We start from the raw sequence: 25560 nt of genomic DNA, 5'->3' as shown, positions 1-25560 counted from the left end.
GCGCTTTTTGCTTCTTTTCTCCTCAAGGGCAGCAAGTGCCCTTACTACTGTTTTGGACATTTTCAGGCAGGCAATCGGCCGCGTCAACGACAATGGCCCACTCCATTGGGTGGAGGGGGCAGAGAGAGGTGCTTGTTTAAGGGCGATGCGAGGCAGGCGTTAGCGAGAGGCTTCGGCCTTTCCTCCGTCATGCCGGACGCGATCCGGCATCCAGCGCACTCAAGTCGTTGAGTGCGAAAGAGTCCTTCGCGCCGCAGATGCGGCGCGGGCTGGAACCCGGCTCAAGGCCGGATGACGGAGACAGGAGCTTCCGTCCTCGGGTTTGTTCCGAGGACGGAATGACGGAACTGTTGAGAGCGAGCCGAAACCTACTTCTGCTGCAGGACGTCGACGCCCGGTAGTGGCTTTCCTTCCATCCATTCGAGGAAGGCGCCGCCGGCGGTCGAAACATAGGTGAAGTCGTCGGCAACGCCGGCGTGGTTGAGGGCTGCTACCGTGTCGCCGCCGCCGGCAACCGAGATCAGCACGCCTTCCTTCGTGCGGGCCGCTGCGTGCTTGGCAGCGGCAACTGTCGCCGCGTCGAAGGGGGCGATTTCGAAGGCGCCGAGCGGGCCGTTCCACACGAGCGTCGAGGCGCGCGAAATCCAGGCGTTCACCGCCTCGACCGACTTCGGGCCGACATCCAACACCATGGCGTCGGCGGGGATTGCATCGATCGCAACGGTCTCGTTGTCGGCACCCGCCTTGAACTCCCGAGCGATGACGCCGTCTTCCGGCAGGATGATGGCGCAGCCGGCGGTAGCAGCCTCGATCATGATCTGCTTGGCGGTGTCGGCGAGGTCGTGTTCGCAGAGCGACTTGCCGACATTGGTGCCGCGGGCGGCAAGGAAGGTGTTGGCCATACCGCCGCCGATGACGAGCGCATCGACCTTCTTCACCAGATTCATCAGGAGGTCGATCTTGGTGGAAACCTTGGCGCCGCCGACGATGGCCACAACTGGGCGCTTCGGATTGCCGAGGCCCTTTTCCAGCGCCTCAAGCTCGGCCTGCATGGTGCGGCCGGCATAGGCCGGAAGCAGGTGGGCAAGGCCTTCGGTGGAGGCGTGCGCACGGTGGGCGGCGGAGAAGGCGTCGTTGACGTAGATGTCGCCGTTGGCGGCGAGCGCCTTGGTGAACGCGGGATCGTTCTTTTCCTCACCCTTGTGGAAGCGGGTGTTTTCCAGAAGCAGGATGCCGCCGTCCTTCAGCGCGTCGATGGCAGCCTTCGCCTTGTCGCCGATGCAGTCTACACCGACGGCGACCGGCTGGCCGAGCACGTCCTTGACGGCCGGGACGATCTGGGCGAGCGACTGGTCTGCGACCACTTCACCCTTCGGGCGACCGAAATGGGCGAGCAGGACGACCTTTGCACCCTTCTTCGACAGTTCGAGGATGGTGGGAGCGACGCGCTCGATGCGGGTGGCGTCGGTGACCTTGCCGTCCTTGACGGGAACATTGAGGTCGACGCGGACGAGAACGCGCTTGCCCGTGATGTCGTTGAGGTCGTCTAGGGTCTTGAAGGTCATGGCACCGCTCCTCGAATTCTGGGCCTGAAGCGCCGCGCGCCGAACGCGCAAGGTCTGCGCTCATAAATATGAATTTTGCATATCCTGCCTTCAATCCAAACGGCAGGACATTCGGGGTGACGGGAGGATAGGTTGCGCCTCCGTACCGAGCGTTTTTGTCATCGACACCCGGACATCGCTGCCCGGGTGCCCTTTGTCGTGCCTAGATCAGCTTGCCGAGCGCGACAGCCGTGTCCGACATGCGGTTCGAGAAGCCCCACTCGTTGTCGTACCAGGAGAGGACGCGGACGAGGTTGCCGTCCAGCACCTTGGTCTGGTCGGCGGCGAAGCTCGACGAATGGCTGTCGTGGTTAAAGTCGATCGAGACGAGCGGGCCGGTGACGTAGTCGAGGATGCCCTTCAGCTCGCCTTCGGCGGCGGCCTTGATGGCAGCATTGACTTCGTCAGCCGTGACGTTGCGCTTCGGCACGAACTTCAGGTCGACGACCGAGACGTTCGGGGTCGGCACGCGGATCGCCGAACCGTCGAGCTTGCCTTTCAGTTGCGGCAGTACGAGACCGACGGCCTTGGCCGCACCGGTGGAGGTCGGGATCATCGACAGCGCTGCGGCGCGGGCCCGGTAGAGGTCCTTGTGCATGGTGTCGAGGGTCGGCTGGTCACCCGTGTAGGAATGAACCGTCGTCATGTAGCCCTTCTCGATGCCGAAGGCCTTGTCGAGCACGTAGGCAACCGGCGCCAGGCAGTTCGTCGTGCAGGACGCGTTGGAGATGACCAGATCGTCCTTGGTCAGCGTGTTGTGGTTGACGCCGTAGACGATCGTCTTGTCAGCGTTGTCGCACGGAGCCGAGACGATGACGCGCTTGGAGCCATTGGCAAGGTGAGCGGATGCCTTTTCCTTGGTCGTGAAGAGGCCGGTGCATTCCAGCGCGATGTCCACGTCGCCCCAGGGCAGTTCCTTCGGGTCGCGGATGGCGGTGACGCGGATCGGGCCGCGGCCGACGTTGATGGTGTCGCCATCGACGGTGACGGTGTGTGGGAACTTGCCGTGGACCGAGTCGTAGCGGAGCAGGTGAGCGTTGGTCTCGACCGGGCCGAGGTCGTTCAGCGCGACGACTTCGATGTCGGTGCGGCCGGATTCGATGATGGCGCGAAGCACGTTGCGGCCGATGCGGCCGAAGCCATTGATGGCAACTTTTACGGTCATTTCAGGTCTCTCCCTGTCAAACGTTGGTATGCAAAAAGGCCGGCGCGCAGGTTATGCGCGCCGGCCGAAGATCAGGCCAGCTTGGCTTCCGCTGCGGCGACCACCGCTTCGGGCGTGATGCCGAAATGCTTGTAGAGTTCCTTGTAGGGACCGGAGGCGCCGAAGGTGCTCATGCCGATGAAGGTGCCGTCAGAGCCGATGATGTGGTCCCAGCCCTGGCGGATACCGGCCTCGACGGCGATCTTGACCGGCGAATTGCCGATGATCGCCTTCTGGTACTCTTCCGGCTGCTCGTAGAACAACTCGAAGCAGGGGACGGATACGACCCGGGTGGAGATGCCCTGGGCTGTCAACGTCTCGCAGGCCTTAACGGCGATCTCGACCTCAGAGCCAGTGGCGAAGATCGTCACCTTGGCGTCGGCGGCGGAGATCAGGTCGTAGGCCCCCTTGGCGCAGAGGTTCTGCTCCTCGAACTCGGTGCGCACGGCCATCAGGTTCTGGCGCGTCAGCGCCAGGCCGGACGGACGGTGCTTGTTTTCAAGCGCCAGCTGCCAGCACTCGGCCGTCTCGGTGGCGTCGGCCGGGCGGAACATCAACAGGTTCGGGATGGCGCGAAGTGCTGCCATGTGCTCGACCGGCTGGTGCGTCGGGCCGTCTTCGCCAAGACCGATCGAGTCATGGGTCAGGACGTGGATGACGCGGATGCCCATCAGCGCGGCCAGACGGATCGACGGACGGCAGTAGTCCGAGAAGATCAGGAAGCCGCCGGAATACGGGATCAGGCCGCCGTGCAGCGCCATGCCGTTCATCGCAGCCGCCATGCCGTGCTCGCGCACGCCCCAGTGGATGTAGCGGCCGGAGAAGTCGTCAGGCGTGATCGAGGCGGTCTGGCTGGTCTTGGTGTTGTTGGAACCGGTCAGGTCGGCCGAGCCGCCGATCGTTTCCTTCAAGACGCCGTTGATGACTTCGAGCGCATCCTCGGAGGCCTTGCGAGTTGCTGGCGAAGGCTTGGTTTCGGCCAGCTTCTTCTTATAGTCGAGAATCGCCGAATTCAGGCCGCTTTCGAGCTTGCCGGCGAAGCGGCGGGTGAACTGCGCCTTCTTCTCGGCCTCGGTGCTTTCCAGGCGGGCTTCCCACTCCTTATGCGCCTTGGTGGAGCGCAGGCCGGCGAGACGCCACGCGTCCAGCACGTCGGAGGGAACGACGAAGGCTTCGGATTCCCAGTTCAGCGCCTTACGGGTGGCGGCGATCTCGTCGGCGCCGAGCGGCGAGCCGTGAACCTTGTGGGTGCCGGCCTTGTTGGGCGCGCCGAAACCGATCGTCGTCTTGCAGGCGATCATGGTCGGCTTGTCGGACTTCTGCGCCTGTTCGATGGCGGCCGCGATTGCGTCCGGATCATGGCCGTCGACGGCGATGGTGTTCCAGCCGGAGGCACGGAAGCGGGCGTGCTGGTCGGTGCTGTCGGCGATCGAGATCGGGCCGTCGATCGAGATGTTGTTGTCGTCCCAGAAGACGATGAGCTTGTTCAGCTTCAGGTGACCGGCGAGCGAGATCGCTTCCTGGCTGATGCCTTCCATGAGGCAGCCGTCGCCGGCGAGCACATAGGTGTAGTGCTCCATCAGGTCGGAACCGAATTCGTCACGCAGTTTGCGCTCGGCGATCGCCATGCCGACGGCGTTGGCAATGCCCTGGCCGAGCGGACCGGTCGTCGTCTCGATGCCGGCGGCGTGGCCGTACTCAGGATGGCCGGCGGTCTTGGCGCCCAGCTGACGGAAGTTCTTGATCTCGTCGATCGTGATGTCCTCATAGCCGGTGAGGTAGAGGAGCGAATAGAGCAGCATCGAGCCGTGGCCGGCCGACAGCACGAAACGGTCGCGGTTCGGCCAGGACGGCGCCTTCGGATCGAAGGTCATGAAGCGGGTGAAAAGGACCGTTGCGATGTCCGCAGCACCCATCGGCAGGCCGGGGTGGCCGGAATTTGCCTTCTCCACGGCATCCATGGAGAGGAAGCGAATAGCGTTCGCCATCCGGTCGTGTTTTTCGCGAGAGATCATGACTGTTCCAAATCAATCGGGGTGTCGGGGCCGGCGCCATTTCGGTCACCGGGCAGAGAGCGGCTGACACATAGCAGGTGCGGTGCGGGAGTCAACGAATTGAGCCGCTATCGCCGCCTTTTGCGGCAATTTTGCCGGCAGAAAAGGCAGGGCCGGAAGGCTGGGTCGCGACCGATCTGTTGCATTGCAAAAACCTCATCCACAGCCGAACCTACGCCCCGCTTTGTCGCGCGGTTGACGGTGGCGCTCAGTGTTGAATAGTGTCAAGAACTTGAAGCAGGCGGCATGCACAGCGATTCGCCCCTTACACTTTAACGTGCCGGTGAAGGCGTTATGGCGGCAGGAGAGACAGTCAAAACGGCGATCGAACAGTTGCGTAAGGCTTTGACGAGCCTCGACAACGCGCTGGAGATGCGCTTCGACCGTGAGCGGGATCACGGCGAAATCGAGAACGAGGTTCGCCGCGTCAATACCGACCGCTCCCGTCTGGCTCAGGAACTGGATCAGTCGGAATTCCGGGCGAACCGCCTCGAGGAGGTCAATCGCGAGGTCTCCCGCCGGCTGGTGACTGCTATGGAAACGATCAGGGCGGTGCTCGACCGCTGACGGCCGCGCGCAACGATACCCTCCAGAAATACGGGAATCCCCGATGGCGCAAGTAACGGTATTGATTGACGGCAAGGCCTATCGGATGGCCTGCGAGGAGGGGCAGGAAGATCACCTGACCGACCTTGCCTCGGGCTTCGATCGCTATGTGGGGCATCTCAAGAGCCAGTTCGGCGAGATCGGTGACCTGCGCCTCACCGTCATGGCTGGCATCATGGTGATGGACGAACTCAGTGAAATCACGCGGCGGCTAGGGGCGCTGGAGGTCGAGGCCGAGGAATTGCGGCGAGGCCGGGAAAGCGTCATGGCGGGCGTGTCGCGCGACGAGGAGGCCATCGCCCAGGCGCTCGGCGAACTGACGAACCAGATTCAGGGGATGACGGCGAAGCTTACGGGCCGGCCGGCAGTCAATTAAGCGGGCCGGCCGTAGTGGTTTTGTTGTTCGGGCGCTTCTTGCTTCGCAGTCACGCCAACTGGCGGGTCTGTGTCGCCTCGGGCCGCCGACGCGGAATTCGCAAGGCACCGGCTGCATAGAATGATTATCCAGGCAATATAGCCGCGAACCGATCGAAATCGCGCTGGCGGATGGCCGACTTTCGTCCTATATCTAAGATGCGGTCTGCGCTTCCCGACAGGTAATCACAATCCCCGGGGCCATACACGATCTCAAGGGAGCTGTCCCTGACTGGACCCGTGGGTCTGGATATACGGCGCCCACCTACTTTGTAGGCACCCGGGATCGTACACACGCCATCGGTCGTCGTGGATCGCGCTTCAATTCCTTTGATTTCAATGTTTTCGGCTCGTATCGAAACTTTTGACACCGATTTTCACACCGGTGTCAAAATTGACCGGTCGAGACATGTCAATTCAATACCGCCTTTATCTGCACTCGAACGGCTACTTTTACCACCGGGTTAAAGTCCCCGCTGACATCCGACAATTGTATGGCAGGCAAATTGCGCAAAGGTCGTTGGGCACGCGAGACTTGCGCGAAGCGGTGCGTCGGTTGCCTGCCATCATCGTGGAAGTTGATGGAGTGTTCGCCACGCTCCGGCGAGAGCATGCGGAACGTCTGAAGAATGGCGCAATGACCGCGATGGCGGGCGCAGGGTCAAAGCCGAGCAGGATTGACGTCAAGAGAGTTGCGTCTGAGTTCGCCAAAGACGTTGAGGCGGAAGAGTTCGCGGTGAGGACAGGGGCTTTCAAGGCGGCGCATGCGGACTTGCGGGCTTATCTGCACGGTCTCGACACTTGCGACGTTGACCGCCCGCATCTCGACCGCCTCGCAGCGGAAGGCGATGTGCTGGCGATCCTCGACATTGTCCATCGCCAACGAACCAAGCAACGTCTCGCTGCGATCAGGCTGGCAAGGGCGGTGGGGAATTTCGCAAGCTATGACGCTACCGCCTCACGTCTCGCGCCAGACATCAGCGCTCCAGATCGCGCCGCCTTGATCAAGGTTATGATTGCCGCCGAAATGAAGGCTCTGGAGGCTTGGCAGCAGGAGCCCGCACCTATTCCCTCGCCGAATACGCTTAAGGTCGCGGAGCCCGCTGTGGAGCCTTCTATGGCGGTCGCTCCTGCCGTAGCTCATGGGTTCGGAGTGAATGGTCTGCCTCTCATGTCCAATATCGCCAAAGAGTGTTTTGCCGATGTCGGAAAGGAAAAAGGATGGACAGCCAAAACCGAGATCGCACGCTACGCTCAAATTCGGCAGTTCGTGGAAATCATCGGCGACAAGCCCTTGAACGCCTACTCACAAAGCGACATGCGCTTCCTGAAGCAAACGCTTTCAGCCTTGCCACCGAACGCGCGCGTCAAGAGGGAATTCGAGAACCTGAACAAGGTTGAGATCGCCAAACGGGCTAGATCGATGGGGATGCCGGGGCTCTCGGTTGAGAGCGTCCGCCAAATTATGACCGCCGCGTCCATCGTGTACGAGTGGGCAATAGCCCACTACGATGCGAGCTTGTCAAACGTCGTGCAGCCTTTGATTCCTCCCCCCTCGGCGGGAGGTGATAAGCGATCGAAGAGGCTGAACCTCAACATTGCTGATCTACGGAGGCTGTTTCAGCAGCCCGTATTCACTGGCGTAAAGTGTGAAAACGAATGGCTTAAGCCGGGGCCGGTCGCCATGCACCATACCGGACGCTTTTGGGTGCCGTTATTGGCGATTTTCTCTGGCGCAAGGCTGATGGAAGCAGTCCAGCTTTACCGCGAGGACGTTGGCTGTGAGCGCGACATCTGGTTTATCGACATCAACAATGACAACGAAGAGCGTACTGGCAAACGAGTAAAGAACGAAGCTTCCGTCCGTCGCATTCCGGTTCATCCGAGCCTTATAAGCCTTGGGTTCTTGGAATTTGTCGCGACCGTCGCCGAGCGGGAAAGGCTATTTCCGGACATCGAAATTGGACCTGCCATTCAGCGACATCGGCACGCGTCCAAAATGTTCAACAGGTTGCTGAATGTTGCCGGTATCAAGGGAAAAAAGAAAGTTTGGCACTCACTCAGGCATTCGTTTGAACAAGCTTGCCGCGACAGCCGAGTTGACAGTGCAATCATGGATCAGCTCCAGGGGCATGCGCAAAAGGGAAGTCGTGGTGTGTACGGAGAGGGATACGGACTTTCAGCATTGAACGACGGAATACGGTCCATCCGTTATGAGGGCCTCGATCTCACAACCATTCAGCCTTTCAAGAAATGGCATAAATCAGTCGAGCAGCGCACCCGACAGGATTAGTTATCCATTTAATGTAAACACGGACAGCGACTATGCTATATTGCGTTCACCATCGCGATTACCCTGAAACAAGCTTCAGAGTACTGCGTTGCGTCGGTATGGCAGCCAGCGGTTGGTTGACGATACCAAACACTAGAGTGTCAATCTCCTCAACGGGCACATCTAGTTCTCGTGCAATATCGAACTGTGTGACCTTCTCCGCCCACAGTGATCGCATGACTCTGCGCCACACCACAGATTGTTCTCTTTCAATGCCGTCTGGCTCTGATCGTTTAAATCGGGTTGCGATTTGAATGCAGAAATCCCGATATTTCCAGTCTGAAATATATCCGAGCTTGTGGATTCGATAGCTCAGTGCCGCGACCGACACCTTCCACCTTTTTTTAGCGGTGATAAGCTGGTTCAAGGAAGATATAGTACGCATCCCGTGGGCTAGGAGATCAGCGCGAGGCATGAGGAGCGCCGATGCAAACTGGTTAGCCTCCTCCTCCGCCTTTCGCCCGGTGGTCTTTCCATCCTGATGCAGGACTAGGTGTCCCAGTTCGTGGGCAGCATCAAATCGACTGCTCTCCGCAGTTTTCATCGTATTTAGGAACACATACGGCTTTTCGTCGCGCCACAACGAAAATGCATTCACGCGTGTGGAATTTTCGGCGAGCGAAAACACGCGAACACCATTTGATTCAAGAAGGTGGATCATATTGGAAATTGGTTGTTCCCCGATGGACCACTGCTGGCGTAACATTATCGCGGCAGTTTCGGGGTCCAATGCGGACAGGTCCGGTACGTGAATTTCTGACAGTTCAAATCGTTGATCAACCCAATCTGAAATCAAAAATCCAATAGACCCCGCCGCAAGGGCGGCGTCTCTTACCGCTGCAGTCATCGCCTTTTGGCTTCGGAAACTAACTAACTCTGGGCTGGCAATGCCTAAATCTGCCCCATAGAAAAAGGTTTCGGGAAAACCTAAAGCCTTTGAAAAAGCTGTAATGTTTTCAGCAGTTGGAATAACGGCTCCAAGTTCCCAACGAGTCACGGTTTGTGCCGTAACACCAATCAGGTCCGCGAATCCTTTTTTGTTCAGCAATCGCCTTTGTCGGGCGATGCTAAGCCGAGTGGCATTGAATGGCTTCATCTCATTTTCTCTTGACGGTTATCGGATAGTCCGAACCATCGTCATTGTCGTCTTTCTTTCGACGCACAGGTAGGGGTGGCTCTGCCTCTCCTCCTAGAATAAATATCCGCTCGCTGAAATGCTCAAAATACCCACTGTTCACGGAAGAGGGGCAAGAGAGTTCAGCCCGGATGTCATCACCGTCAGCAAATACGCAAAGATAATAGGTAACGATGGGCGGAGGCGATTTCCGCTTCGACGCTATCGCAACAACATTCTCAGAAACCGACGCTTCCAGAATATCTAGAAAGGAGCCTTGGTTGCCACTGACCGCACGATCTGTTGCTGCCCCTTTTTTTGACCGATTTTGGGGGCCACTGCGTGAAGGATCATCTACGCAAGTACCGTCGTCGGTATTACAGACAATGATCCGAAGACCGATCTCGCGATTTACAATCGATGGGACCTGATCTGCGTCATCCTTCACCCAACCATCCAAGCCGACGTGCATCTCGCGGCATCGACGCGTGCCCATCTGCCAGCCGCGCCATCCTGGCGTTCCATAAGGATCATAGTCTGTGCTATCGGCTCGTGCCGCAACAACGGCGTCAACCACCTCCAAAAGCGCCTCTCTAGAAGTTCGCTTCACTTCCAGTCGGCTTACCATCTCGGGAAAAGTCTTCACAACGACAGCCACGCGAATCGACCCCATGTTCATTTTTCATCCCTCAATTGTGGGAAAAAAAATGAACATGTCAACGGTCGGCATGTAGCGGCGCGAATTTGGAAGAGTTAGTCCACACTCACGTGGCGTGCACTAAAGAGAATGCGCGGGACCCAACGAACCTGGTTTCCGGCACGAGGATAAAATGAATCGCTTGATTACTCCCCTCGCGGAGCGCACGGGCTTCACTTGAAACTCTAGCAGCCCCGGAAGCCTATTGTTGGCGTCATCAAGAGACTTACTAAGCAAAAGTACCGACGATCCGTTTAGTGTCTCTCCTCGCTTAAATGGAATAGTTCTATTTTCTGTTTTGTCGAACATCCTACCGTTGTGGGAAAGAATATTGAAGCGCGTTACGGTCCCGAGTCTGAAAGCCGAAGCTTCATCCTCTTCTCGTGTTTTCACCCAATCCAATGTTTCATGGTCAAAGGTTAATAACGTTGAGCGGGGCCGATCAATAGAAACAGTACCGCCGGACTCTTCGATTGTACGGTGAGCTTCTCTTAGCGGTCCCTCTAAGACATCAGCTAACTCATCGAAAAATGGTTCATCCTTCTCAAGGCGCCGTTTGACGGTGGGGGTTTCTGGTTCGAATACCAAACCCGCTGCACGCCCCAAGGCTATTTTGAGGAAGTCATAAAATGCGTTTGTCACGACGCCAGTACCAACACCAGCCATAAATGTTGGGTCAGAAATCACAGCCTGAATCGGTTCTATGAATGACCCCGCCGCTGGGGGCTGCATATAGATTCTTGCCCCCTTCATTGACGGTGCGGTCTTTGCAATGGACTCTTTCACAAAGGCATGGGTTGCAATCTGTAAGGCTTTAGCGAAGCCAAATATAGAGTCCGCTCCATCATAGAGGTCGAGGCGTCCCTTATCCGCGTCTCCGCCACGATACACAAGCTTCAATGAAATTGAGATTTCTCTCGCCATACAATCGCTCCCCCTAGTACTCAGACCGTATGCCTTCTTAGGTTGAGTTGGTAAAATTTGAGCAAACGCTACGAGTGTTGCCTCTGCCATACGGAAACTCAAAAACGTATGCAATTTGCAAGGATCGACGTCGTGCGCCTGCCAATTGTTGCCGCGCTTCTGGCGTTGCTCGTGACCGGGCTATTCGTCTTTCAGGTCGGATGATGTCCGGTAAGCTCTTCTCATTCGTTCCCGTTCGGATAGAGTGCCGATCTCCTATGCAGCGGGGAGATGTATGGAAACGAAACCGAGTCCAAAAAGCCAATGGATTAGTCCGAACTACACGGCTCAACATTGGCAAAACCTGAACCTCGATCCGGACAAGCCCGATGAAAAGCAATGGACGAAAGCGGCTGACATTCTCAAAGACCGGATTGAAGGGCGCTTTCTGGAACCGGCTAAATCGCTGATAGAGGCAGAAGAAGGCAAATCCCGGCGCACATACGGTTTTGCGATCCTCGCGTTGGATTTCCTTGTGATTGAGACAATTGAAGGATTCCGCAAAGGTCTCCCCGATCACAATGGGGAAAGCAAAAAACTCTTTCGAAGCTTTCTACCCGCATGGAAGCCATTTCAAGACAGCGTGCCGGTAGAGGCTGATAGAGAAGCCCAATCCACCAAGCTTTATGAAAATGGACGGTGCGCCCTGCATCACAGCGGTAGCACAGACTTCATTGCGGTTGGCATTTCCGGCAAGGTGTTGGAATTCTCCGAAGGTCTAATCCGAATCAATCGGAATGCGTTTCATCAAGGGCTTGTCGAAGAGTTCAACCGCTTCATTGATGCTATCAAAACCCCGGGCAATCCGGACCTGCGACGCAACGTCAAAACGAAAATGGACGCCATTTGCCAGAAATGAAGTCCCTAATTCCTCGCCTTCCGCCAGCCGGCAGCAACGGCTTCAGCTTCGGTGCAGAACCACCGTTCCCCGTATTGCAGGCTGATCCTCGTCGCCGCGTAGTCTTCCTGTCCCGGCATATGATAAATGCGTGCGCCGCCATTCAGGCTGATATTGCCCTTGACGTCGCAACCTTTGGCAAGCGCACCAACAGATGACATCATACCGGTGTCAGCCGAATAAACTGCCCCGGCTACAGCAAGCCCACCTAAAACGAATATGCCGGGTGCCTGCCTGATCAATGAACGCTGCTGCTGGCGAAACTTTCGATAGCGCATCGAGCATCCTCCAATTTCGCGCCAAAATAGCGCAATGGTGTTGATACTCGCTTTTGAACATTAGTAGATTTTGATTGAATGACTGATGCGAAAGGACAATCGAAGCGTCCCTTTTCTTTTGTCGAGCAACGGCAACTCAATTTATATTGCCCCTCGCAACACCCTAAAAATCGATGAAAATGGAGGTTTTGAACCTATCGCCTGCATCTCGGCAAACTATGAAGAGTTCAAGCCCGACACGTTTCGCACTTGCTGATAGCTGCATTAATGCTAATGTAGCTATTATTAATAATATGAGGGAGGGTTAGATGCATCCAAGTAGGCTGCAAGCAAAACTATTCGTCCTTATATTCTCCACTTTCTTTTTTAGCTTTCCTGTCATCTCCCATGCGATCTCAATTGGATTAGACAAAGGGACGAAAGAGTTATTGGATCAACTGCCGGAAGATGTTTCAAAGGCTCTTTTGGAAACGCTCAAGCAAGCGCAACCACTTATCGACCAGAGCGTATTATTATATCTCCAAACAGTAAATAAAATATTATCTGATAATATTTCGTCTGGAGCTACAGCGATTCAATGTTCCGCTGTTGGATCAGCCGCTATAATTGGAGAGGAGGTAAAGACAAGCTTATCAAACCTTCTTTATACAGCGGGCAGGTCTGGACTTAATGAAGCCCATATTGGAGACTACACGCAAAATTTTTCGGACTCGATAGACGCAATGCGCGGTAATATTAACACGGAGATAAAATCAACGGATGTACTTGTAGCCTATAGCGATCTGCTAATAAGAGCTGCAATTATAAAATGTGCAGCCAATATCAATCCGCAGCTGACCCAAAATGAAATCGAGGCCCAAATCCGAAGAATTAGCGTACCGAGCATGGAATGGCACCTTTTGGTGGGGGATAGGGACCGCCCATACTGCGAAACGATTCACCAATGCATAGTGAAGAGACGCGAAGAGATCGAAGCATATTTAAAGCAGTCAGACAAAAGAGATGTTGCGAAAGCAGACGCTGAAAATATGTTTAAATCCATCCCCCCAACTCCTCAACTGCCCAACGCTGGCGTCATTTTCGACAGGCGACCTCACATACAGATTCTGGACTACGAATTCGTATTAACGTCGATTAGACAAGTAGAAAGGGCGGTTGAAGCCGCAAAATCTCTTCGCGAGAAAAAGGCGAAAGAACTATTTGATCAAGCAGCGAAAGCAAAAGACGTCGCAATCACATTCGTGGCTGGCAATCAGGGAAATATTAATAGCCCAACCGACAAGTATCAGGACAATAGGAACGCTATAGATCGAACACCAGAAATGAAAAAGCTATCGCAAGACGTGATAAATTTGGCTACCGAGGCAAAACTACTTGACAGCAATTTAGGAAAAGATGCCGATGCCATAATAGCGAGAATGCAAGAAAATATGCAACAAGCGCAGAATATACACGATAGTGCCGTGGCTACTTTAGACGAACTTGAGAAAGAAGGACGGGAGGCAGAACGAATTCAACGGATGATGGATGAAGCGCCAAAATGAAACCGAACACTTTTATAGCTTTATCATCTGGAATTCTGATCGGAACCTCATTGGCTGCGCAAGCATTGGCTGTTGAGACTGTTCCAGTGAAGACATTGGTTTATTTGGGTGAAAATAGAGTCGTCTGGGGAAACCTATGTAGTGGCTTTTACTGCTCCTACGGTGTATGTTTTGACCTAAAAAAAAGAGATGATTCCCCTGCTTCTGCCAAAATATCGAAGAGAGTAACTTGGAGAGGCACAAAGAGCGACAATGCTACCGGGCACTATTGTGTCGATAGTGGAGCAATGACGTTTCTTATGCGCGTCGACGTATTCGTGGAGCCGATAGACTCTGACCTATATGTCACCTACGAGGCATTCAAGGAATGATTGGCATCGACGGTAGGCATTCTTGCGATTGATCTTGCCATTGTGACGTTTTGCACCTCGGCGCTCACACTGCCCCGGAAATTCCACCCAAACAGTGTTGGATTTTTGCAACAGAACAGAACCCGAGCATTGGGCATGAAAAAGGGGCGGCACCTTTCGGCGCTGCCCCGTTGATATGGCTCGATACAGGCAGGTTCAGGCGGCTTCTGTAGCGCGATCCTTCATCCGCTTGGCAATCTTCGCCACGGTCGCCCGGGAAGCCTTCGTAACGTCCTGTATTTGGGTGTAGGACTTGCCTTCCTTCAGCATGTCTTCAATGCCCTTGTTCCGCTTCACGTCTTCCTGCTTACCCTTGTATCGCCCTTCGGCTTTAGCGCGTGCCTGCCCTTGTGCCTGTCGCCGTCTACGGTCATCGTAGTCCTTGCGGGCGACGGCAGCGAGCACGTCAAGAAGCATGCCGTTGATGGCTTTGAACATGCGCCCGGTGAATGCGTCCGTTGGGCTGGCGAGCATCCACGATGTAGGCAGATCGCCAGCGACAATGCGAACTTCCTTGGTCTCGATTTCCGCAAGAAGCTTTTGCCAGTCGGCTTCGGTCAACCTCGACAGGCGGTCAACCTGTTCGATCAGCAGGACATCGCCCGGGCGGCTATCGGACAGAAGGCGGAACAGTTCCGGGCGCTGCAACTTCGCCCCGCTTTCGTTCTCGATATAGGTCGCGACAATCGTCAAGCCGCGTTCGGCTGCAAAGTCTTCAAGTTCCTGTCGTGCTCGCGTTGCGTCCTGTTCGTCGGTCGATGCTCTAAGATACATCCTTGCCAGCATGTGAAATCCCTTTCGGTTTAGTTCAGATCGGTTTACTTGAAATCAGATGTAAACCATCCTTGCTGAACCGTCAATGCTGCTGGAATACCGGGCGATGCCGATTGATGTCGAGTGGTTCAGGGGAAGTGTGCTCATAATGAACCGGCAATCGAGACGCCATAACCGGGCGACATCGAGCGGCAATGACAGGGGACAGGATCGGCAGTGGTTCGATTAGGGATTAACTGCCAATGGTCACAATGCGCTTCGCGCATGGGCTTCGCCCATTTAACTGGATTTAACAAGTTGATTGGATAGACAACGATGACCATTACCGATGGCGGGGCGGCTGGTCTAAGAACAGGATATTTCCCTTGTCACATTACTCTATAAGATTCCTATAGGGAGTCGTGACATCGCAAATTAAAGACGAGAACATCCCGTCTCATACCAGCAGGAAGGGTTGCGATTCGCCAGTTCTCATACCAGCCGACACCGAGTCGAAGACGAAAGGAAGCCTACTCGATGGGCGAAGCCCACTCGCGAAGCGAGGCTTGACCATCCATAACCATGCCGCCGTTGTTCAATCAATCCAGCGGCGATGTCGGCAGACATTTTGCGCCTGACCTCCCGGGATTTGCACCCCTACGCCCCTTTTTGGTTCCACAAATTATCAAGTCACCCGGCAGGTTTTTAGATTTTGCAGAAAGTTTGGGTTCCCGGCTCGCCTTCCATTGAGCACTTGCCACCATGGAATTCGTTTTAATTTCAAGTTATTTTTCAGTAACTTACGCCTCATGTCCATTGACGAAGCCCCGGGGTTCGTCTACAATACGCGCACTCCCGAAAATCGTGATATCCGCCAACGGCAGGCGTTCTCGCGTCTCTAATTGCGTCGAATTGCCTGCCTCGGATGTCGGATTACTAAATACAATTCAAGGAAAAGGAACCGGTTGGACGCTTGGTTTTCTCTTCCAGAAGGTCAAACAACTGGTTCCGTTCCGCTACTTTCTGCCTCGACTAATCGAAAAAGGTCAAAGGTCTTCAGCGCAATGTCCAACCGGTCGCTGAAGACCTTTTTTCGTTTTAGTCACTCAAGAGCAGAAAGGACCAATGTTTTTCAATTCCCCATTCCCCTACCAGCCGACACCCCGCAATTTCTTCTACGCCGACCCTGCCATTGGTGGCGGCAAGACGCATTCGCTGGAACACCATGTAGCGCATCCCTTCAGTGGAAAAAGCATCATCGGAATCCAGTCGATTAAGCTCGCCCAAGAGATTGAAACCAATCTGATCAATAAGGGCATTTCCGTTCTTCGCATCGACACTGATGCCTTCCCATATGACGAAGAAAAGCCGACAGTGACATGCACTTCTATCATGAATGACGCCATTGAATCCGGGAAGTATCAGGTCATCATCGGCAATCAGACGGTTGTCACTCGTGTCACGTCAGAGCGGGTTGGTGAGTACAACCTTTTCATGGATGAAATCCCGACGATTCATGAACGAATTTTCCTTTCCGGGGCGGTCACATCACGCGCTTCTCTCGCCTCGTACATGACATCGCAGCCGACGCCGGTAGACGGCTATCTTCAAATCCGGATCACCGATGAAGGCGAAAAATTCCTTGAAATGCACTATGGCGAAAAGCTCGCACGTCTCAATGAAACGGCTGTTGATGCTATTGATAAAATCAATCGGCATCAGCATTTCGATGTGTTCGCTGAAACCACGATTTACCGCAAATTCAAGGACGAATTTGACCAATCCCTGACCCTGCATGTCATGATGAAGCCTGCCATCTTCGACCGTTTCGCGTCGGTGACGATCCTTGGTGCCAATTTCCTTTCGTCGCTGATGAATCTGATTTGGTCGGGTTTTTATGGCGTTGAATTCTCGCTGCACCGCCAGATTATGACCATCGGTGACGAAGGCATTCGGTATCGCGACCTGAAGCACAAGGCAGCGACGACGACGGTCTATTTCCACACGAACAAGAACTGTTCGAAGACGACCTATAATCAGATTGACTATCAGCCTACGTTTGATGGTTCGTGCGCTGCTGTTGGGAAGCTTCTTGCTGATTTGGGATATGCCGAAGATACCAAGAGTCTTGTGTTTCTGAACAATCCGCCGAAAGGCGTGAAGAAGTTCCAGTGGAACGACCCGAATGCAATGATTCTTTCGTCGGCGGCTCGCGGATGGGATTCCTACAAAGAAGTTGATGTGGCGATTTTCCTTGCCGCCTGCAATGAGCACAAAGAGACGTATACGTTCCTGAAGGCGTTCTTTGGTCTGGATAAGAAGGCAGTTGACCGGGCAACGTGCTTGGAGCGCGCCTATCAGGCTGTTGGGCGTTCGTCGTTCCGCGATATGGATTCAAAGCGCCCGGTACATCTGATCTTCTTCGACTACCGCGCCGCCAAGTTCGTTGCCGATCTGATCCCCGGTTGCAGTGAACCCGTCTTTCTCGACACCGGCATTGATGCCTTGGCACCGAAGCAAGCCAAGACTGCCGCTGAACGAAAGGGTAAGTCCCGTCATGGCGCTGGTGTGAATGCGGTTTCGGAACTGGTTGACTATGAAGGGTTCCGCCGCCGCAAGTGGATGGATCGTTACGACACCAAGAAGCATTGGGATGATGTCCTTAGCTCTTGGGCTGATTGGGTTGCGGACAATCGCGACTTCGCCATGACGGACACCCCGCCCAAGAAGGAACTGTCGGTCTTGTACCGCGAAGGCGTCTATAAGTCGGCGACCGACCACAAGACCAAGGGTAACATTGAAGCGACCAAGGTCATTACCCTTGATTTTGACGATGTGACCCGCGATCCGGCTGAACTATCCGCATGGTTGCCGTTCTCGCACGTCATCACTCATTCATGGAGTTCGAAGCCCGGGGAATGGCGTTTCCGCTTGGATGTGGCTCTTCGTCAGCCGGTGACCGCCTACGGCTATAATCACATTGTTTCGCATCTCCTGAAGGACATTCGCGACCGGTTCGGCGATGCCTTCACTGCCGACAAGACCAAGCTGACCATGATGACGCGCTTTCACATGCCGTCCGTCTCGATCTATGGCTGCGACCTATTCATTGACGGGACGGTAATGTCTGGCGAACAGCCGGTCTTCCTTGATGTCATGGCGTACATGGAGCGTGACCCGATCACCGAAGAGAAGCCCCTGAAGGAACCCCCTCCGGTCGCTGATGTCGTCGGGACCGTAAGCGTTGAATCGATCATGAACCGTTGGGCGGTTCCGGTAGGCTTTGGGAAGGGTTCGATAAACTACACCAATGCTGGCGTCGACCTGTTGTTCAAGGCTGGATTGAGTCCTGAAGAAACAAAAGAAGTCATGCATACCAATCGGCACATGTTCGGAAACGGCGATGATCGTGACGCGGAATACACCGTTGATTGGATTCTGAAGAGCAAAGAGGGAGCGTGAGAGGGAGACGGTACGTCTCTTGCTAAGCGCTGCCCCACAATTTGAAATCATTTGGAATTCTACGCAGAATTTCCTAATGAAAACAAAGGCGAAACAGAGGCAGTTTGTTGGAAGCCCATTTAAACATTGAGAGAACAAGCACCGGCATCCGTGTGGCGATGACGGGAGACCAGATTGAACCCTTCACCGTCGCCACGCAGTATGTCCCGCCTCCGAATATCGGCAAGTATGTGGTCGATACCCTGCTCGATACAGTCTACCTGAAGCGCTACAGGATCATCATTAACGGTGCTGTCGCCTTCGAGAGTTTTGATGCCGAGTGCGACTATGAGGACTTCATAAGGATCATCGAGGACGCGTAGCCAGAGCGGGGTAAGGCGCGATGATCAGCGCGATTTAGCGGTTGAAATTGTGACACCGCTTGCGATACTGCGCGGACCAACAGAGTCGGAAATCAACGAAGTTGTAGGGACAAAAGCGTGCGGCGTTTTCAAAAGAGAGGGTAAATTTCTCTTTTAAAACAACCGTATACCATACACGATCTCAAGGGAGCTGTCCCTGTTCGGACCCGTGGGTTCGGACACACGGCGCCCACCTACTTTGTAGGCACCCGGGATCGTACACACGCCATCGGTCGTCGTGGATCGCGCTTCGTTTTTCAATTTCAATGATCTCGGCTGGGGGCAGCAGCGGACAGGCTCGACCTTATATGCCATTCTGTCGAATTCTCTGGAATATGCCCCTGATGGTTCGTGCCGCCCCCGTGCCGGGCCTCACGTGCATGGTCATGTGAAGGTTCTCGTCGTTCCGGACAAGGAGAAGTTCGAAGCTTTTACCCGCGTAGGTCTTGTTCGTATCGCTCCTCCAGGACCCCGCGCCGCGAGCCAGATCAGGGTTTCCCTGATCGCCTGCCTCTGCTGTCGCCATCCAGCCGTTGTTCGCGTCGATGATCAGTGTTGATCCGGCCTGTTGCACTGAAATCCGACATGTGGGGCATTGCCCCGCATTGGAATGGATCTGCCTCCATTCGCCGGCAAAGCCCAAATCTTCAGCGTACAGGGACCCCGCCGGGAGCAGAACCGCCAGTAGAGCGGCAAGTTGGATGAGGCGGCTGATCATGCGTGCTCCGAAAAAAAATGGCGATCCGCCGCAAGCTACAATCAGTGTTTGCAATTTGCGAGTGTGGTGCGCGCGTTTGGTCGTGCCATCCGGCCGGAAGGTTAAAAAATGAAGCGGCCGCCCGGAGGCGGCCGCTTCGTAAGGTTGGCGAGGAATTGCGGTCCTACGCCGCCGCCTTCATCTCCTTGTTGATCATCGCGCGCAGCGCGCCGAGGTCCTTGGCGAAGGCGCGGATGCCTTCGGAAAGCTTCTCGGTCGCCATGGCGTCCTCGTTCAGCATCCAGCGGAACGTCTTTTCGTCAATCTTGATAGGGGCGACGCGAGTGACAGTTTCCGGCGAGAGCCTACGCTCCAGCTTGCCTTCGGCCTTTTCAAGTTCTTCCAGCAACTGCGGGCTGATCGTCAGGCGGTCGCAGCCGGCCAGTGCCTCTATCTCGCCGGTGTTGCGGAAGGAGGCGCCCATGACGATCGTCTTGATGCCGTTGGACTTGTAGTAGTCGTAGATGGCGCGGACCGAGAGTACGCCCGGATCCTCTTCGGCCGTGAACGTCTTGCCAGCGGCCTTGACATGCCAGTCGAGGATGCGGCCAACGAAGGGTGAGATCAGAAAGGCGCCGGCGTCGGCGCAGGCAATCGCCTGGGCCTTGTTGAACAGCAGCGTCAGATTGCAGTCGATGCCTTCCTTCTGCAACACTTCGGCGGCGCGAATGCCTTCCCAGGTAGAGGCCAGCTTGATCAGGATGTGCTCGCGGCCGATGCCGCGCGCCTCATAGGCCTTGATGATGGCGCGAGCCTTTTCGATCGAAGCCGCCGTGTCGAAGGAAAGGTCGGCGTCCACTTCTGTCGAGACACGACCGGGCACGAGCTCGGCAAGTGCGGCGCCGACGGAAATCGCCAAGCGATCCGCAACTGCGCCAATCACGCCTTCGCGGCTGCCGCCTTGAGACTGGCCCCAGCGCAGCGCCTCGGCGACGGTGTCGGCGAACATCGGAGTTCCGAGCGCCTTGAGGACAATGGTTGGATTGGTCGTGCAGTCGACGGGCTTCAGGCGCGCTACGGCCTCGATGTCGCCGGTGTCCGCCACAACGGTCGTCATCGCACGCAGTTGTTCAAGCTTGGAGGTCATGTTCGAAATCCCGTTTGGTGATGTCCGTATAGTGCGCCGTCCTTACGGGCGAAGCCTCCTTCGCCGCTGCATCAGCGCGCGCATTGCCCGCGAACCTATCAGCGCGCGGAACATGGGGCGACTATCGTCACCGGGTGGCGCCGATGTCAAGCACTTTTGTTTACCTAGATAATCATATGTCGCATTTGTTTGGTTCCGTGCTAAGAGGTATCGCCGTACCCGACGAGGGCAGGGAAATGAGAATGGGGAATGCAAGTGGTCAAACTGCGGCGTGACAAGCACATGGCAATTTCCGAAAGCGCGTCGCTGCGCCTTCGCGCGGCCTGGCTCTATTATAACCAGCGCATGACGCAGAAGGACGTCGCCGAGAAGCTCGGCATTAGTCGCACCACGGTGATCCGCATGCTGGACGAGGCGCTCAAGCGCGGCGAGGTACAGATCTGGATCGACGAGGGCGTCGGCGACTGCGTGGAGTTGGCGACGCGGCTGGAAAAGGAATACGGGCTGGACGAGGCAATCGTCGTTCCCGCGGCGGAAACGGCAGAGGGGACGGCTAAGGGCGTCGGGTTGGCGCTCGGGCAGTTCCTCACCGAAGTCATCCGCGATGATTGCACGGTCGGTGTCGGCTGGGGGCGGACGCTGACGGCCTCGCTCGCGAGCTTTCGTCCCGCCCGGCGCGAGCGCGTGAAAGTGGTGTCGCTGCTCGGCGGCGTGGTCGAGGCGCACCACATCAATCCGATCGAATACAGCTGGCAGATCGCCAGCCAGCTTGGCGCGGAGTGCTATCTCTTTCTGGCACCGCTTCTGGTCGATAGTGCGGATACCAAGCGCCGACTGATCGAGAAATGCGGGCTGAAGCCGCTGTTTGATCTCGCCGAGAACATGGACATCGCCGTCGTTAGTTGCGGCGACATCGGACCTCATTCTACTTCGCTCTCGCGTGGCTTTCTGCCACCGGCGGTGCTGAACGAACTGGTTGCCGCCGGCTGCGTCTGCGACACGATGTGCAATTTCCTTGACGCCGAAGGACGGACGATCGACCATCCGATCCGTGACCGCGTCATGTCGATCGACCTCGACACGGTGAAGAAGGCGAACCACATCGTGCTCGTCTCAGGCGGCGCGCATCGGGCGCCGGCCATTCGGGCGACGATCCACCGTATCGGCTGCAACACGCTGATCACCGACGAGGGGGCGGCAGTTGCGATGCTGCGCCTGGCGGAGGCGCAGGCGGCCTGACGGCCACTGGTACTAGATGAGTTTTAGCAGGGCGGCGCGCGATATGGCGCAGGTGATGTTGCGCGCATCCAGCTTTTCCGTCGCAGCCGTCAGCGCCTCGGCGACACGCGGAAGTGGCAGGTCGGTCTCAAGTACGATTTGTTCCGGCGTCCTCCCCTCGGCGGCGAGAGCCAGGCAACGCAGCTCGATGGCCGAAAGGTCGGTCGTTGCCTGCCAGAGCGGGCCGGAAGATTGCGAATCGAGTGTGGACATGGCGGCGGTGATAGAGAGGCTTTCTCCCCCAGCCCAGCCGAACCTCAGGGAATGCTTTATTAAACCTTATCAAGGATTTGTGCTATTTTGCCGCTTGTTGCCGGGGTTTCAGGCGGTTGACGCTGTCTCGATCGCCGAAACTGGATGTTGCAAAACGAAACACATTCAGAAATTGTATTCATTTTATTTTGCACCTATTTGGTGGTGAGCAAAGAACCGAGTGTCACTGCGAGCGGTTGCGTGCAGGGCCTTTCCGGCGCTATGGGATGAGATCGATCAGGAAACGGGAAAGACCGTGTGACGCCGAAGGAAACGAAAGCAGCGCTCCGCAACGAGAAACTGGCGCTTCGCGACAAGATGCCGGTGGATGAGCGTATCGAGGGCAGCCTTGCCATGGCAGAGCATGCCGGCGAGGTGATAGATTTCGATCCCGGCGCCGTCATCTCAGGTTTTTGGCCGATCCGGTCTGAGGCCGACATCCGCCCGCTGATGTCGCGGCTTGCCGAACGCGGCGCACGGCTATCCCTTCCCGTCGTGCTCGACCGCGAGACGATCGTTTTCCGAGAGCTCGTGCGTGGTGCGCCGCTGGTTCATACCGGCTTCGGCACCACCGGGCCGGGACCCGAGGCGATCCTCCTCGATCCGGACATCCTGCTTGTCCCGCTTTCGGCCTTCGACGCGGGCGGACATCGGATTGGTTACGGTGCCGGCCACTACGACAGGGCGATTGATCGGCTGCGCGCAAAGGGGCGCTCGCCCCGGTTGATCGGCGTGGCGTTCGATTGCCAGGAAGTGGCTTCGGTGCCAGCCGAACCGCACGACGTGGCGCTTGATGCGGTTTTGACCGAGAGCGGTTTTCGCAAATTCAACGGATATGATGGACAGGACTGATGCGCTTTCTCTTTCTGGGCGACATGGTGGGCAAGACCGGCAGGACCGCGGTGTGGGAGCGATTGCCGGGCCTGATCTCCGACCTCAAGCTCGATTTCGTCGTCGTCAACGGTGAGAACGCCGCCGGCGGCTTCGGCATCACCGAAGATATCTTCCAGGAGACGATCAATGCCGGCGCCGACGTGGTGACGACCGGAAACCATGTCTGGGATCAGAAGGAGGCGGTCACCTTTGCCGGCCGGCACGACCAGTTCCTGCGGCCCGCCAATTATCCGGCCGGAACACCCGGTCGCGGATCGAACCTGTTCTTTGCCCGCAACGGTGCCCGCGTGCTCGTCGCCAACATCATGGGCCGCGTCTTCATGCACCCGGAACTGGATGACCCCTTTACGGCCGGCGAGGCGATCCTTGCTTCCTGCCCGCTGGGCGAACAGGCCGATGCGATCATCTTCGATTTCCACGCCGAGGCGACGAGCGAGAAGCAGTGCTTCGGCCATTTCGTCGACGGCCGCGCGAGCCTTGTGGTCGGGACCCATACCCATGTGCCGACCGCAGACTGCCAGATCCTGAACGGAGGGACGGGCTACATGTCGGACGCCGGCATGTGCGGCGACTATGATTCATCGCTCGGCATGGACAAGGAAGAGCCGCTCAATCGCTTTATCTCGAAGATGCCGAAGGGCCGCTTCGAAGCGGCATCGGGCCCTGCCACCATATGCGGCGTCGGGGTGGAGATTTCCGATCGCACGGGGTTGGCCGAAAAGATCGCGCCACTCAGACTGGGGCCGCGCCTTTCGGAGACAATACCGGAGTTTTGGGCTTGATCCGTCCCCTCAAAACGGGGTGTGGCCCGTGCGTCAGCTCAGCCATTGGCGCTGCTCATCCGCTGTTTTTTCAAACACCACATGGGTGCGCACGCCGACGTCCGGTTCTTCGCCGGCACTGAAATTCGCCTTGGCGATCTCCCAGCCGAATTTCAACGTGTTGCCCGTGGAGGCCCAGATTGCGGCGTCGTCCAGACGCATCGCCAGCATGGTCAACGTCGGGTCGTCCTTGCCGTGGTCGAACCAGGCTTCCACGACGGAGTTCCAGTATTCGTCGATCTTGGTGTGGTCCTTGTCCACCGCTATGGGACCGGCAAGGCAGGCGTGGTAGTCGTGGTCCTTGCCAACGACGCAGAAGTGGGCACGGGCGCCTTCGCCGATCGCGTCGGCAAGATCGGTGTCGCTCTTGGTGAAAAACCAGATCGTGTTCGTCTCGCGGTCGAGATGCGGCGCCATCGGCTGCATGTGCATGCGGATGGTCTCGAGGCCGAGCATGCCGGCGTCGATCCTGTCGATTTCGTCGAAGAGCTGTTCCTTGGGATTCTGGCGGGCTTTCGAGAGACTTGCCATCGAGATTTTCCTTTCCTTCTTCGTTCCATGCAGGCCGGAACGTGTCTTGGTTGGCATTGTTCCGGGGATCGTGGCAGCTGCTGACGGGATCGTGATCGCATCGGCAATGGGCTCATCTCGACGTGGCGGGTGAGCATAGGCATAGTTTCCTTGGACCATACTGGGAGCGGCGATGATGTTCTTCCGGCCCATCCTGCACGTCACTGTGCTACTTATGTCGACGTTGATCGTATCGTTTGCGAACACACAGGACGCCACAAAGCCCGCCAGTCAGTGCCAGATGATTGCACAGGCGCCGCTCCGGGCGGTTTTCGCCGGCCTATCGGGAGCGGATACGGCACAGGCGCACATCGAAGGCACGGTGAAGATCACCTATATCGGGCACTCGACCTTTTTTATCGAGACGCCAGGCGGGGTGAGGATCGCCACCGACTTCAACGGCTGGTACGAACCGCCGTCGCTGCCGACTGTTGTGACGATGAACAAGGCCCATTCCAGTCACTACACGCTGTCTCCCGACCCCGATATCGCCCATGTGCTGCACGGTTGGCGAGAAGATGGCGGGCCGGCCGGCCATGATCTGGTCGTCGGCGATACCTATGTCCGCAACGTGTCGACGGACATTCGCGGCTGGGGCGGAGCGATGGAAGAGAATGGCAACTCCATCTTCATCTTCGAGGTTGCGGGGCTCTGCATCGGCCATCTCGGTCACCTGCATCACGAATTGACCGACAAACAGTATGCGGAGATCGGTCGACTCGACGTGCTGATGGTGCCGGTCGACGGCGGGCTGACGATGGGGCCGCAGAGCATGAGCCATGTCGTGGAGCGGCTGCGCTCGGCCCTGATCCTACCGATGCATCGTCGCGGGCCGCCGATTGCCCAGTTCCTGTCCATGTTCGACGATGGCTTCGACGTCTCGCTCTCGGAGGTCGCGTCGGTCGACGTGTCCGTCGCTACCCTACCGCAACGTCCGCTGATCCTGGTGCTGAAGGGGGTCTAAACGGTGGGAAACGCCACGCCGACCCACTGCCTGGCTTCAGGTTTTTGACGCCCCTGCTGGACGGAACGCGCCAATGAAACTATAAGGCGCCATTTTCCAAAATCGGAGCCGCCGGGCCGGACTGGACGCGGATGGGTGCGCTCCCGAACCGAACGCAGCGCATGGTCGCCTCTTCGACGGCCCGCGCCAAACAGCTCAAGGGG

23 protein-coding genes and 1 other RNA gene are annotated in these 25560 nt (G+C 56.7%); 12 read left to right on the top strand and 12 right to left on the bottom strand.

The window, feature by feature from the left end; translation table 11 throughout:
- Nucleotides 1-368: 368 nt before the first annotated feature.
- The 3 genes from IB238_RS12595 to tkt all read right to left on the bottom strand — a co-directional run bounded on the left by IB238_RS12595 (nt 369) and on the right by tkt (nt 4823).
- Nucleotides 369-1565 carry a phosphoglycerate kinase gene (locus tag IB238_RS12595; protein WP_192246685.1) on the bottom strand — a complete coding sequence of 399 codons (1197 nt, stop codon included), beginning with the start codon at nt 1563-1565 and terminating at the stop codon, nt 369-371.
- 202 nt (nt 1566-1767) lie between these two features.
- Nucleotides 1768-2769: a type I glyceraldehyde-3-phosphate dehydrogenase gene (gene gap, locus IB238_RS12590; RefSeq protein ID WP_192246683.1), complete on the bottom strand. Its 1002-nt coding sequence runs from the start codon at nt 2767-2769 to the stop codon at nt 1768-1770.
- A 71-nt stretch (nt 2770-2840) separates the two neighbouring features.
- The gene (gene tkt, locus IB238_RS12585; protein WP_192246681.1) at nt 2841-4823 is read right to left on the bottom strand and encodes a transketolase; all 1983 of its coding nucleotides are present in this window, start codon (nt 4821-4823) and stop codon (nt 2841-2843) included.
- A 333-nt stretch (nt 4824-5156) separates the two neighbouring features.
- Between tkt and IB238_RS12580 the strand changes: the two genes are divergently transcribed.
- The 4 genes from IB238_RS12580 (at nt 5157) to IB238_RS12565 (ending at nt 8175) form a co-directional block, all read left to right on the top strand.
- Nucleotides 5157-5429, top strand: coding sequence for a DUF4164 domain-containing protein (locus IB238_RS12580; protein WP_192246679.1), 273 nt, complete (start codon nt 5157-5159; stop codon nt 5427-5429).
- A gap of 43 nt (nt 5430-5472) precedes the next feature.
- Nucleotides 5473-5844, top strand: a complete 372-nt coding sequence (locus IB238_RS12575) for a cell division protein ZapA (protein ID WP_192246677.1) — start codon at nt 5473-5475, stop codon at nt 5842-5844.
- 198 nt (nt 5845-6042) lie between these two features.
- Nucleotides 6043-6202, top strand: a non-coding RNA gene (gene ssrS / locus IB238_RS12570) — 6S RNA.
- A gap of 89 nt (nt 6203-6291) precedes the next feature.
- Nucleotides 6292-8175: a site-specific integrase gene (locus IB238_RS12565; RefSeq protein WP_192246675.1), complete on the top strand. Its 1884-nt coding sequence runs from the start codon at nt 6292-6294 to the stop codon at nt 8173-8175.
- A gap of 58 nt (nt 8176-8233) precedes the next feature.
- Here the strand turns inward: IB238_RS12565 and IB238_RS12560 are convergent, their stop codons facing one another.
- From IB238_RS12560 to IB238_RS12550, 3 genes are all read right to left on the bottom strand, one after another.
- Nucleotides 8234-9310 (bottom strand): XRE family transcriptional regulator, encoded by a 1077-nt coding sequence (locus IB238_RS12560; protein ID WP_192246673.1) that lies wholly within the window; start codon nt 9308-9310, stop codon nt 8234-8236.
- A 1-nt stretch (nt 9311) separates the two neighbouring features.
- The gene (locus tag IB238_RS12555; RefSeq protein ID WP_192246670.1) at nt 9312-10007 is read right to left on the bottom strand and encodes a hypothetical protein; all 696 of its coding nucleotides are present in this window, start codon (nt 10005-10007) and stop codon (nt 9312-9314) included.
- A gap of 99 nt (nt 10008-10106) precedes the next feature.
- Nucleotides 10107-10949 (bottom strand): hypothetical protein, encoded by an 843-nt coding sequence (locus IB238_RS12550; protein WP_192246668.1) that lies wholly within the window; start codon nt 10947-10949, stop codon nt 10107-10109.
- Nucleotides 10950-11223: 274 nt separating this feature from the next.
- Between IB238_RS12550 and IB238_RS12545 the strand changes: the two genes are divergently transcribed.
- Complete coding sequence (locus IB238_RS12545) at nt 11224-11847, top strand: hypothetical protein (RefSeq protein ID WP_192246666.1); 624 nt, start codon at nt 11224-11226, stop codon at nt 11845-11847.
- A 5-nt stretch (nt 11848-11852) separates the two neighbouring features.
- On the opposite strand, the gene IB238_RS12540 is transcribed toward IB238_RS12545, so the two are convergent.
- Nucleotides 11853-12164 (bottom strand): succinoglycan biosynthesis protein exoi, encoded by a 312-nt coding sequence (locus tag IB238_RS12540; protein WP_192246664.1) that lies wholly within the window; start codon nt 12162-12164, stop codon nt 11853-11855.
- Nucleotides 12165-12472: 308 nt separating this feature from the next.
- Between IB238_RS12540 and IB238_RS12535 the strand changes: the two genes are divergently transcribed.
- Nucleotides 12473-13708, top strand: coding sequence for a hypothetical protein (locus tag IB238_RS12535; protein ID WP_192246662.1), 1236 nt, complete (start codon nt 12473-12475; stop codon nt 13706-13708).
- Nucleotides 13709-14274: 566 nt separating this feature from the next.
- On the opposite strand, the gene IB238_RS12530 is transcribed toward IB238_RS12535, so the two are convergent.
- Complete coding sequence (locus tag IB238_RS12530) at nt 14275-14904, bottom strand: recombinase family protein (RefSeq protein ID WP_192246660.1); 630 nt, start codon at nt 14902-14904, stop codon at nt 14275-14277.
- Nucleotides 14905-15996: 1092 nt separating this feature from the next.
- Here IB238_RS12530 and IB238_RS12525 point away from each other — a divergent pair.
- Both IB238_RS12525 and IB238_RS12520 read left to right on the top strand, forming a co-directional pair.
- Entirely contained in the window at nt 15997-18333 is a 2337-nt protein-coding gene (locus IB238_RS12525) for a hypothetical protein (RefSeq protein ID WP_192246658.1), read from the top strand.
- A gap of 152 nt (nt 18334-18485) precedes the next feature.
- Nucleotides 18486-18695, top strand: a complete 210-nt coding sequence (locus tag IB238_RS12520; protein WP_192246656.1) for a hypothetical protein — start codon at nt 18486-18488, stop codon at nt 18693-18695.
- Between the two features lie 343 nt (nt 18696-19038).
- Here IB238_RS12520 and IB238_RS12515 read toward each other — a convergent pair whose 3' ends face one another.
- Complete coding sequence (locus tag IB238_RS12515; protein WP_192246654.1) at nt 19039-19452, bottom strand: hypothetical protein; 414 nt, start codon at nt 19450-19452, stop codon at nt 19039-19041.
- 163 nt (nt 19453-19615) lie between these two features.
- A complete protein-coding gene (gene tal, locus IB238_RS12510) occupies nt 19616-20578 on the bottom strand; it encodes a transaldolase (protein WP_192246652.1) in 963 nt (320 codons plus the stop codon).
- A gap of 255 nt (nt 20579-20833) precedes the next feature.
- Between tal and IB238_RS12505 the strand changes: the two genes are divergently transcribed.
- Nucleotides 20834-21817: a sugar-binding transcriptional regulator gene (locus IB238_RS12505; protein ID WP_192247745.1), complete on the top strand. Its 984-nt coding sequence runs from the start codon at nt 20834-20836 to the stop codon at nt 21815-21817.
- 12 nt (nt 21818-21829) lie between these two features.
- On the opposite strand, the gene IB238_RS12500 is transcribed toward IB238_RS12505, so the two are convergent.
- Entirely contained in the window at nt 21830-22069 is a 240-nt protein-coding gene (locus IB238_RS12500; RefSeq protein WP_246723539.1) for a transcriptional regulator, read from the bottom strand.
- A 297-nt stretch (nt 22070-22366) separates the two neighbouring features.
- Here IB238_RS12500 and IB238_RS12495 point away from each other — a divergent pair, with 297 nt between their 5' ends.
- Together IB238_RS12495 and IB238_RS12490 are read left to right on the top strand one after the other, a co-directional pair.
- Nucleotides 22367-22960: a 5-formyltetrahydrofolate cyclo-ligase gene (locus tag IB238_RS12495; RefSeq protein ID WP_192246650.1), complete on the top strand. Its 594-nt coding sequence runs from the start codon at nt 22367-22369 to the stop codon at nt 22958-22960.
- A complete protein-coding gene (locus IB238_RS12490; RefSeq protein WP_192246648.1) occupies nt 22960-23784 on the top strand; it encodes a YmdB family metallophosphoesterase in 825 nt (274 codons plus the stop codon). The genes IB238_RS12495 and IB238_RS12490 overlap by 1 nt, the downstream gene beginning before the upstream one ends.
- A 33-nt stretch (nt 23785-23817) precedes the next feature.
- On the opposite strand, the gene IB238_RS12485 is transcribed toward IB238_RS12490, so the two are convergent.
- The gene (locus tag IB238_RS12485) at nt 23818-24354 is read right to left on the bottom strand and encodes a pyridoxamine 5'-phosphate oxidase family protein (protein ID WP_192246646.1); all 537 of its coding nucleotides are present in this window, start codon (nt 24352-24354) and stop codon (nt 23818-23820) included.
- Nucleotides 24355-24568: 214 nt separating this feature from the next.
- Between IB238_RS12485 and IB238_RS12480 the strand changes: the two genes are divergently transcribed.
- Nucleotides 24569-25357 (top strand): MBL fold metallo-hydrolase, encoded by a 789-nt coding sequence (locus tag IB238_RS12480; protein ID WP_246723652.1) that lies wholly within the window; start codon nt 24569-24571, stop codon nt 25355-25357.
- Nucleotides 25358-25560: the final 203 nt, after the last annotated feature.

The organism is Rhizobium sp. ARZ01, assembly GCF_014851675.1.
GTDB lineage: Bacteria > Pseudomonadota > Alphaproteobacteria > Rhizobiales > Rhizobiaceae > Mycoplana.
The sequence above is the reverse complement of the archived record's forward strand: the minus strand, read 5'-3'. Positions and strand labels throughout refer to the sequence as shown.

Bases quoted from the DNA above. Each gene is read 5' to 3' on its own strand.
- IB238_RS12595 (WP_192246685.1), bottom strand. From the start codon at position 1,565: ATGACCTTCAAGACCCTAGACGACCTCAACGACATCACGGGCAAGCGC.
- gap (WP_192246683.1), bottom strand. From the start codon at position 2,769: ATGACCGTAAAAGTTGCCATCAATGGCTTCGGCCGCATCGGCCGCAAC.
- tkt (WP_192246681.1), bottom strand. From the start codon at position 4,823: ATGATCTCTCGCGAAAAACACGACCGGATGGCGAACGCTATTCGCTTC.
- IB238_RS12580 (WP_192246679.1), top strand. From the start codon at position 5,157: ATGGCGGCAGGAGAGACAGTCAAAACGGCGATCGAACAGTTGCGTAAG.
- IB238_RS12575 (WP_192246677.1), top strand. From the start codon at position 5,473: ATGGCGCAAGTAACGGTATTGATTGACGGCAAGGCCTATCGGATGGCC.
- IB238_RS12565 (WP_192246675.1), top strand. From the start codon at position 6,292: ATGTCAATTCAATACCGCCTTTATCTGCACTCGAACGGCTACTTTTAC.
- IB238_RS12560 (WP_192246673.1), bottom strand. From the start codon at position 9,310: ATGAAGCCATTCAATGCCACTCGGCTTAGCATCGCCCGACAAAGGCGA.
- IB238_RS12555 (WP_192246670.1), bottom strand. From the start codon at position 10,007: ATGAACATGGGGTCGATTCGCGTGGCTGTCGTTGTGAAGACTTTTCCC.
- IB238_RS12550 (WP_192246668.1), bottom strand. From the start codon at position 10,949: ATGGCGAGAGAAATCTCAATTTCATTGAAGCTTGTGTATCGTGGCGGA.
- IB238_RS12545 (WP_192246666.1), top strand. From the start codon at position 11,224: ATGGAAACGAAACCGAGTCCAAAAAGCCAATGGATTAGTCCGAACTAC.
- IB238_RS12540 (WP_192246664.1), bottom strand. From the start codon at position 12,164: ATGCGCTATCGAAAGTTTCGCCAGCAGCAGCGTTCATTGATCAGGCAG.
- IB238_RS12535 (WP_192246662.1), top strand. From the start codon at position 12,473: ATGCATCCAAGTAGGCTGCAAGCAAAACTATTCGTCCTTATATTCTCC.
- IB238_RS12530 (WP_192246660.1), bottom strand. From the start codon at position 14,904: ATGCTGGCAAGGATGTATCTTAGAGCATCGACCGACGAACAGGACGCA.
- IB238_RS12525 (WP_192246658.1), top strand. From the start codon at position 15,997: ATGTTTTTCAATTCCCCATTCCCCTACCAGCCGACACCCCGCAATTTC.
- IB238_RS12515 (WP_192246654.1), bottom strand. From the start codon at position 19,452: ATGATCAGCCGCCTCATCCAACTTGCCGCTCTACTGGCGGTTCTGCTC.
- tal (WP_192246652.1), bottom strand. From the start codon at position 20,578: ATGACCTCCAAGCTTGAACAACTGCGTGCGATGACGACCGTTGTGGCG.
- IB238_RS12500 (WP_246723539.1), bottom strand. From the start codon at position 22,069: ATGTCCACACTCGATTCGCAATCTTCCGGCCCGCTCTGGCAGGCAACG.
- IB238_RS12490 (WP_192246648.1), top strand. From the start codon at position 22,960: ATGCGCTTTCTCTTTCTGGGCGACATGGTGGGCAAGACCGGCAGGACC.
- IB238_RS12485 (WP_192246646.1), bottom strand. From the start codon at position 24,354: ATGGCAAGTCTCTCGAAAGCCCGCCAGAATCCCAAGGAACAGCTCTTC.
- IB238_RS12480 (WP_246723652.1), top strand. From the start codon at position 24,569: ATGTCGACGTTGATCGTATCGTTTGCGAACACACAGGACGCCACAAAG.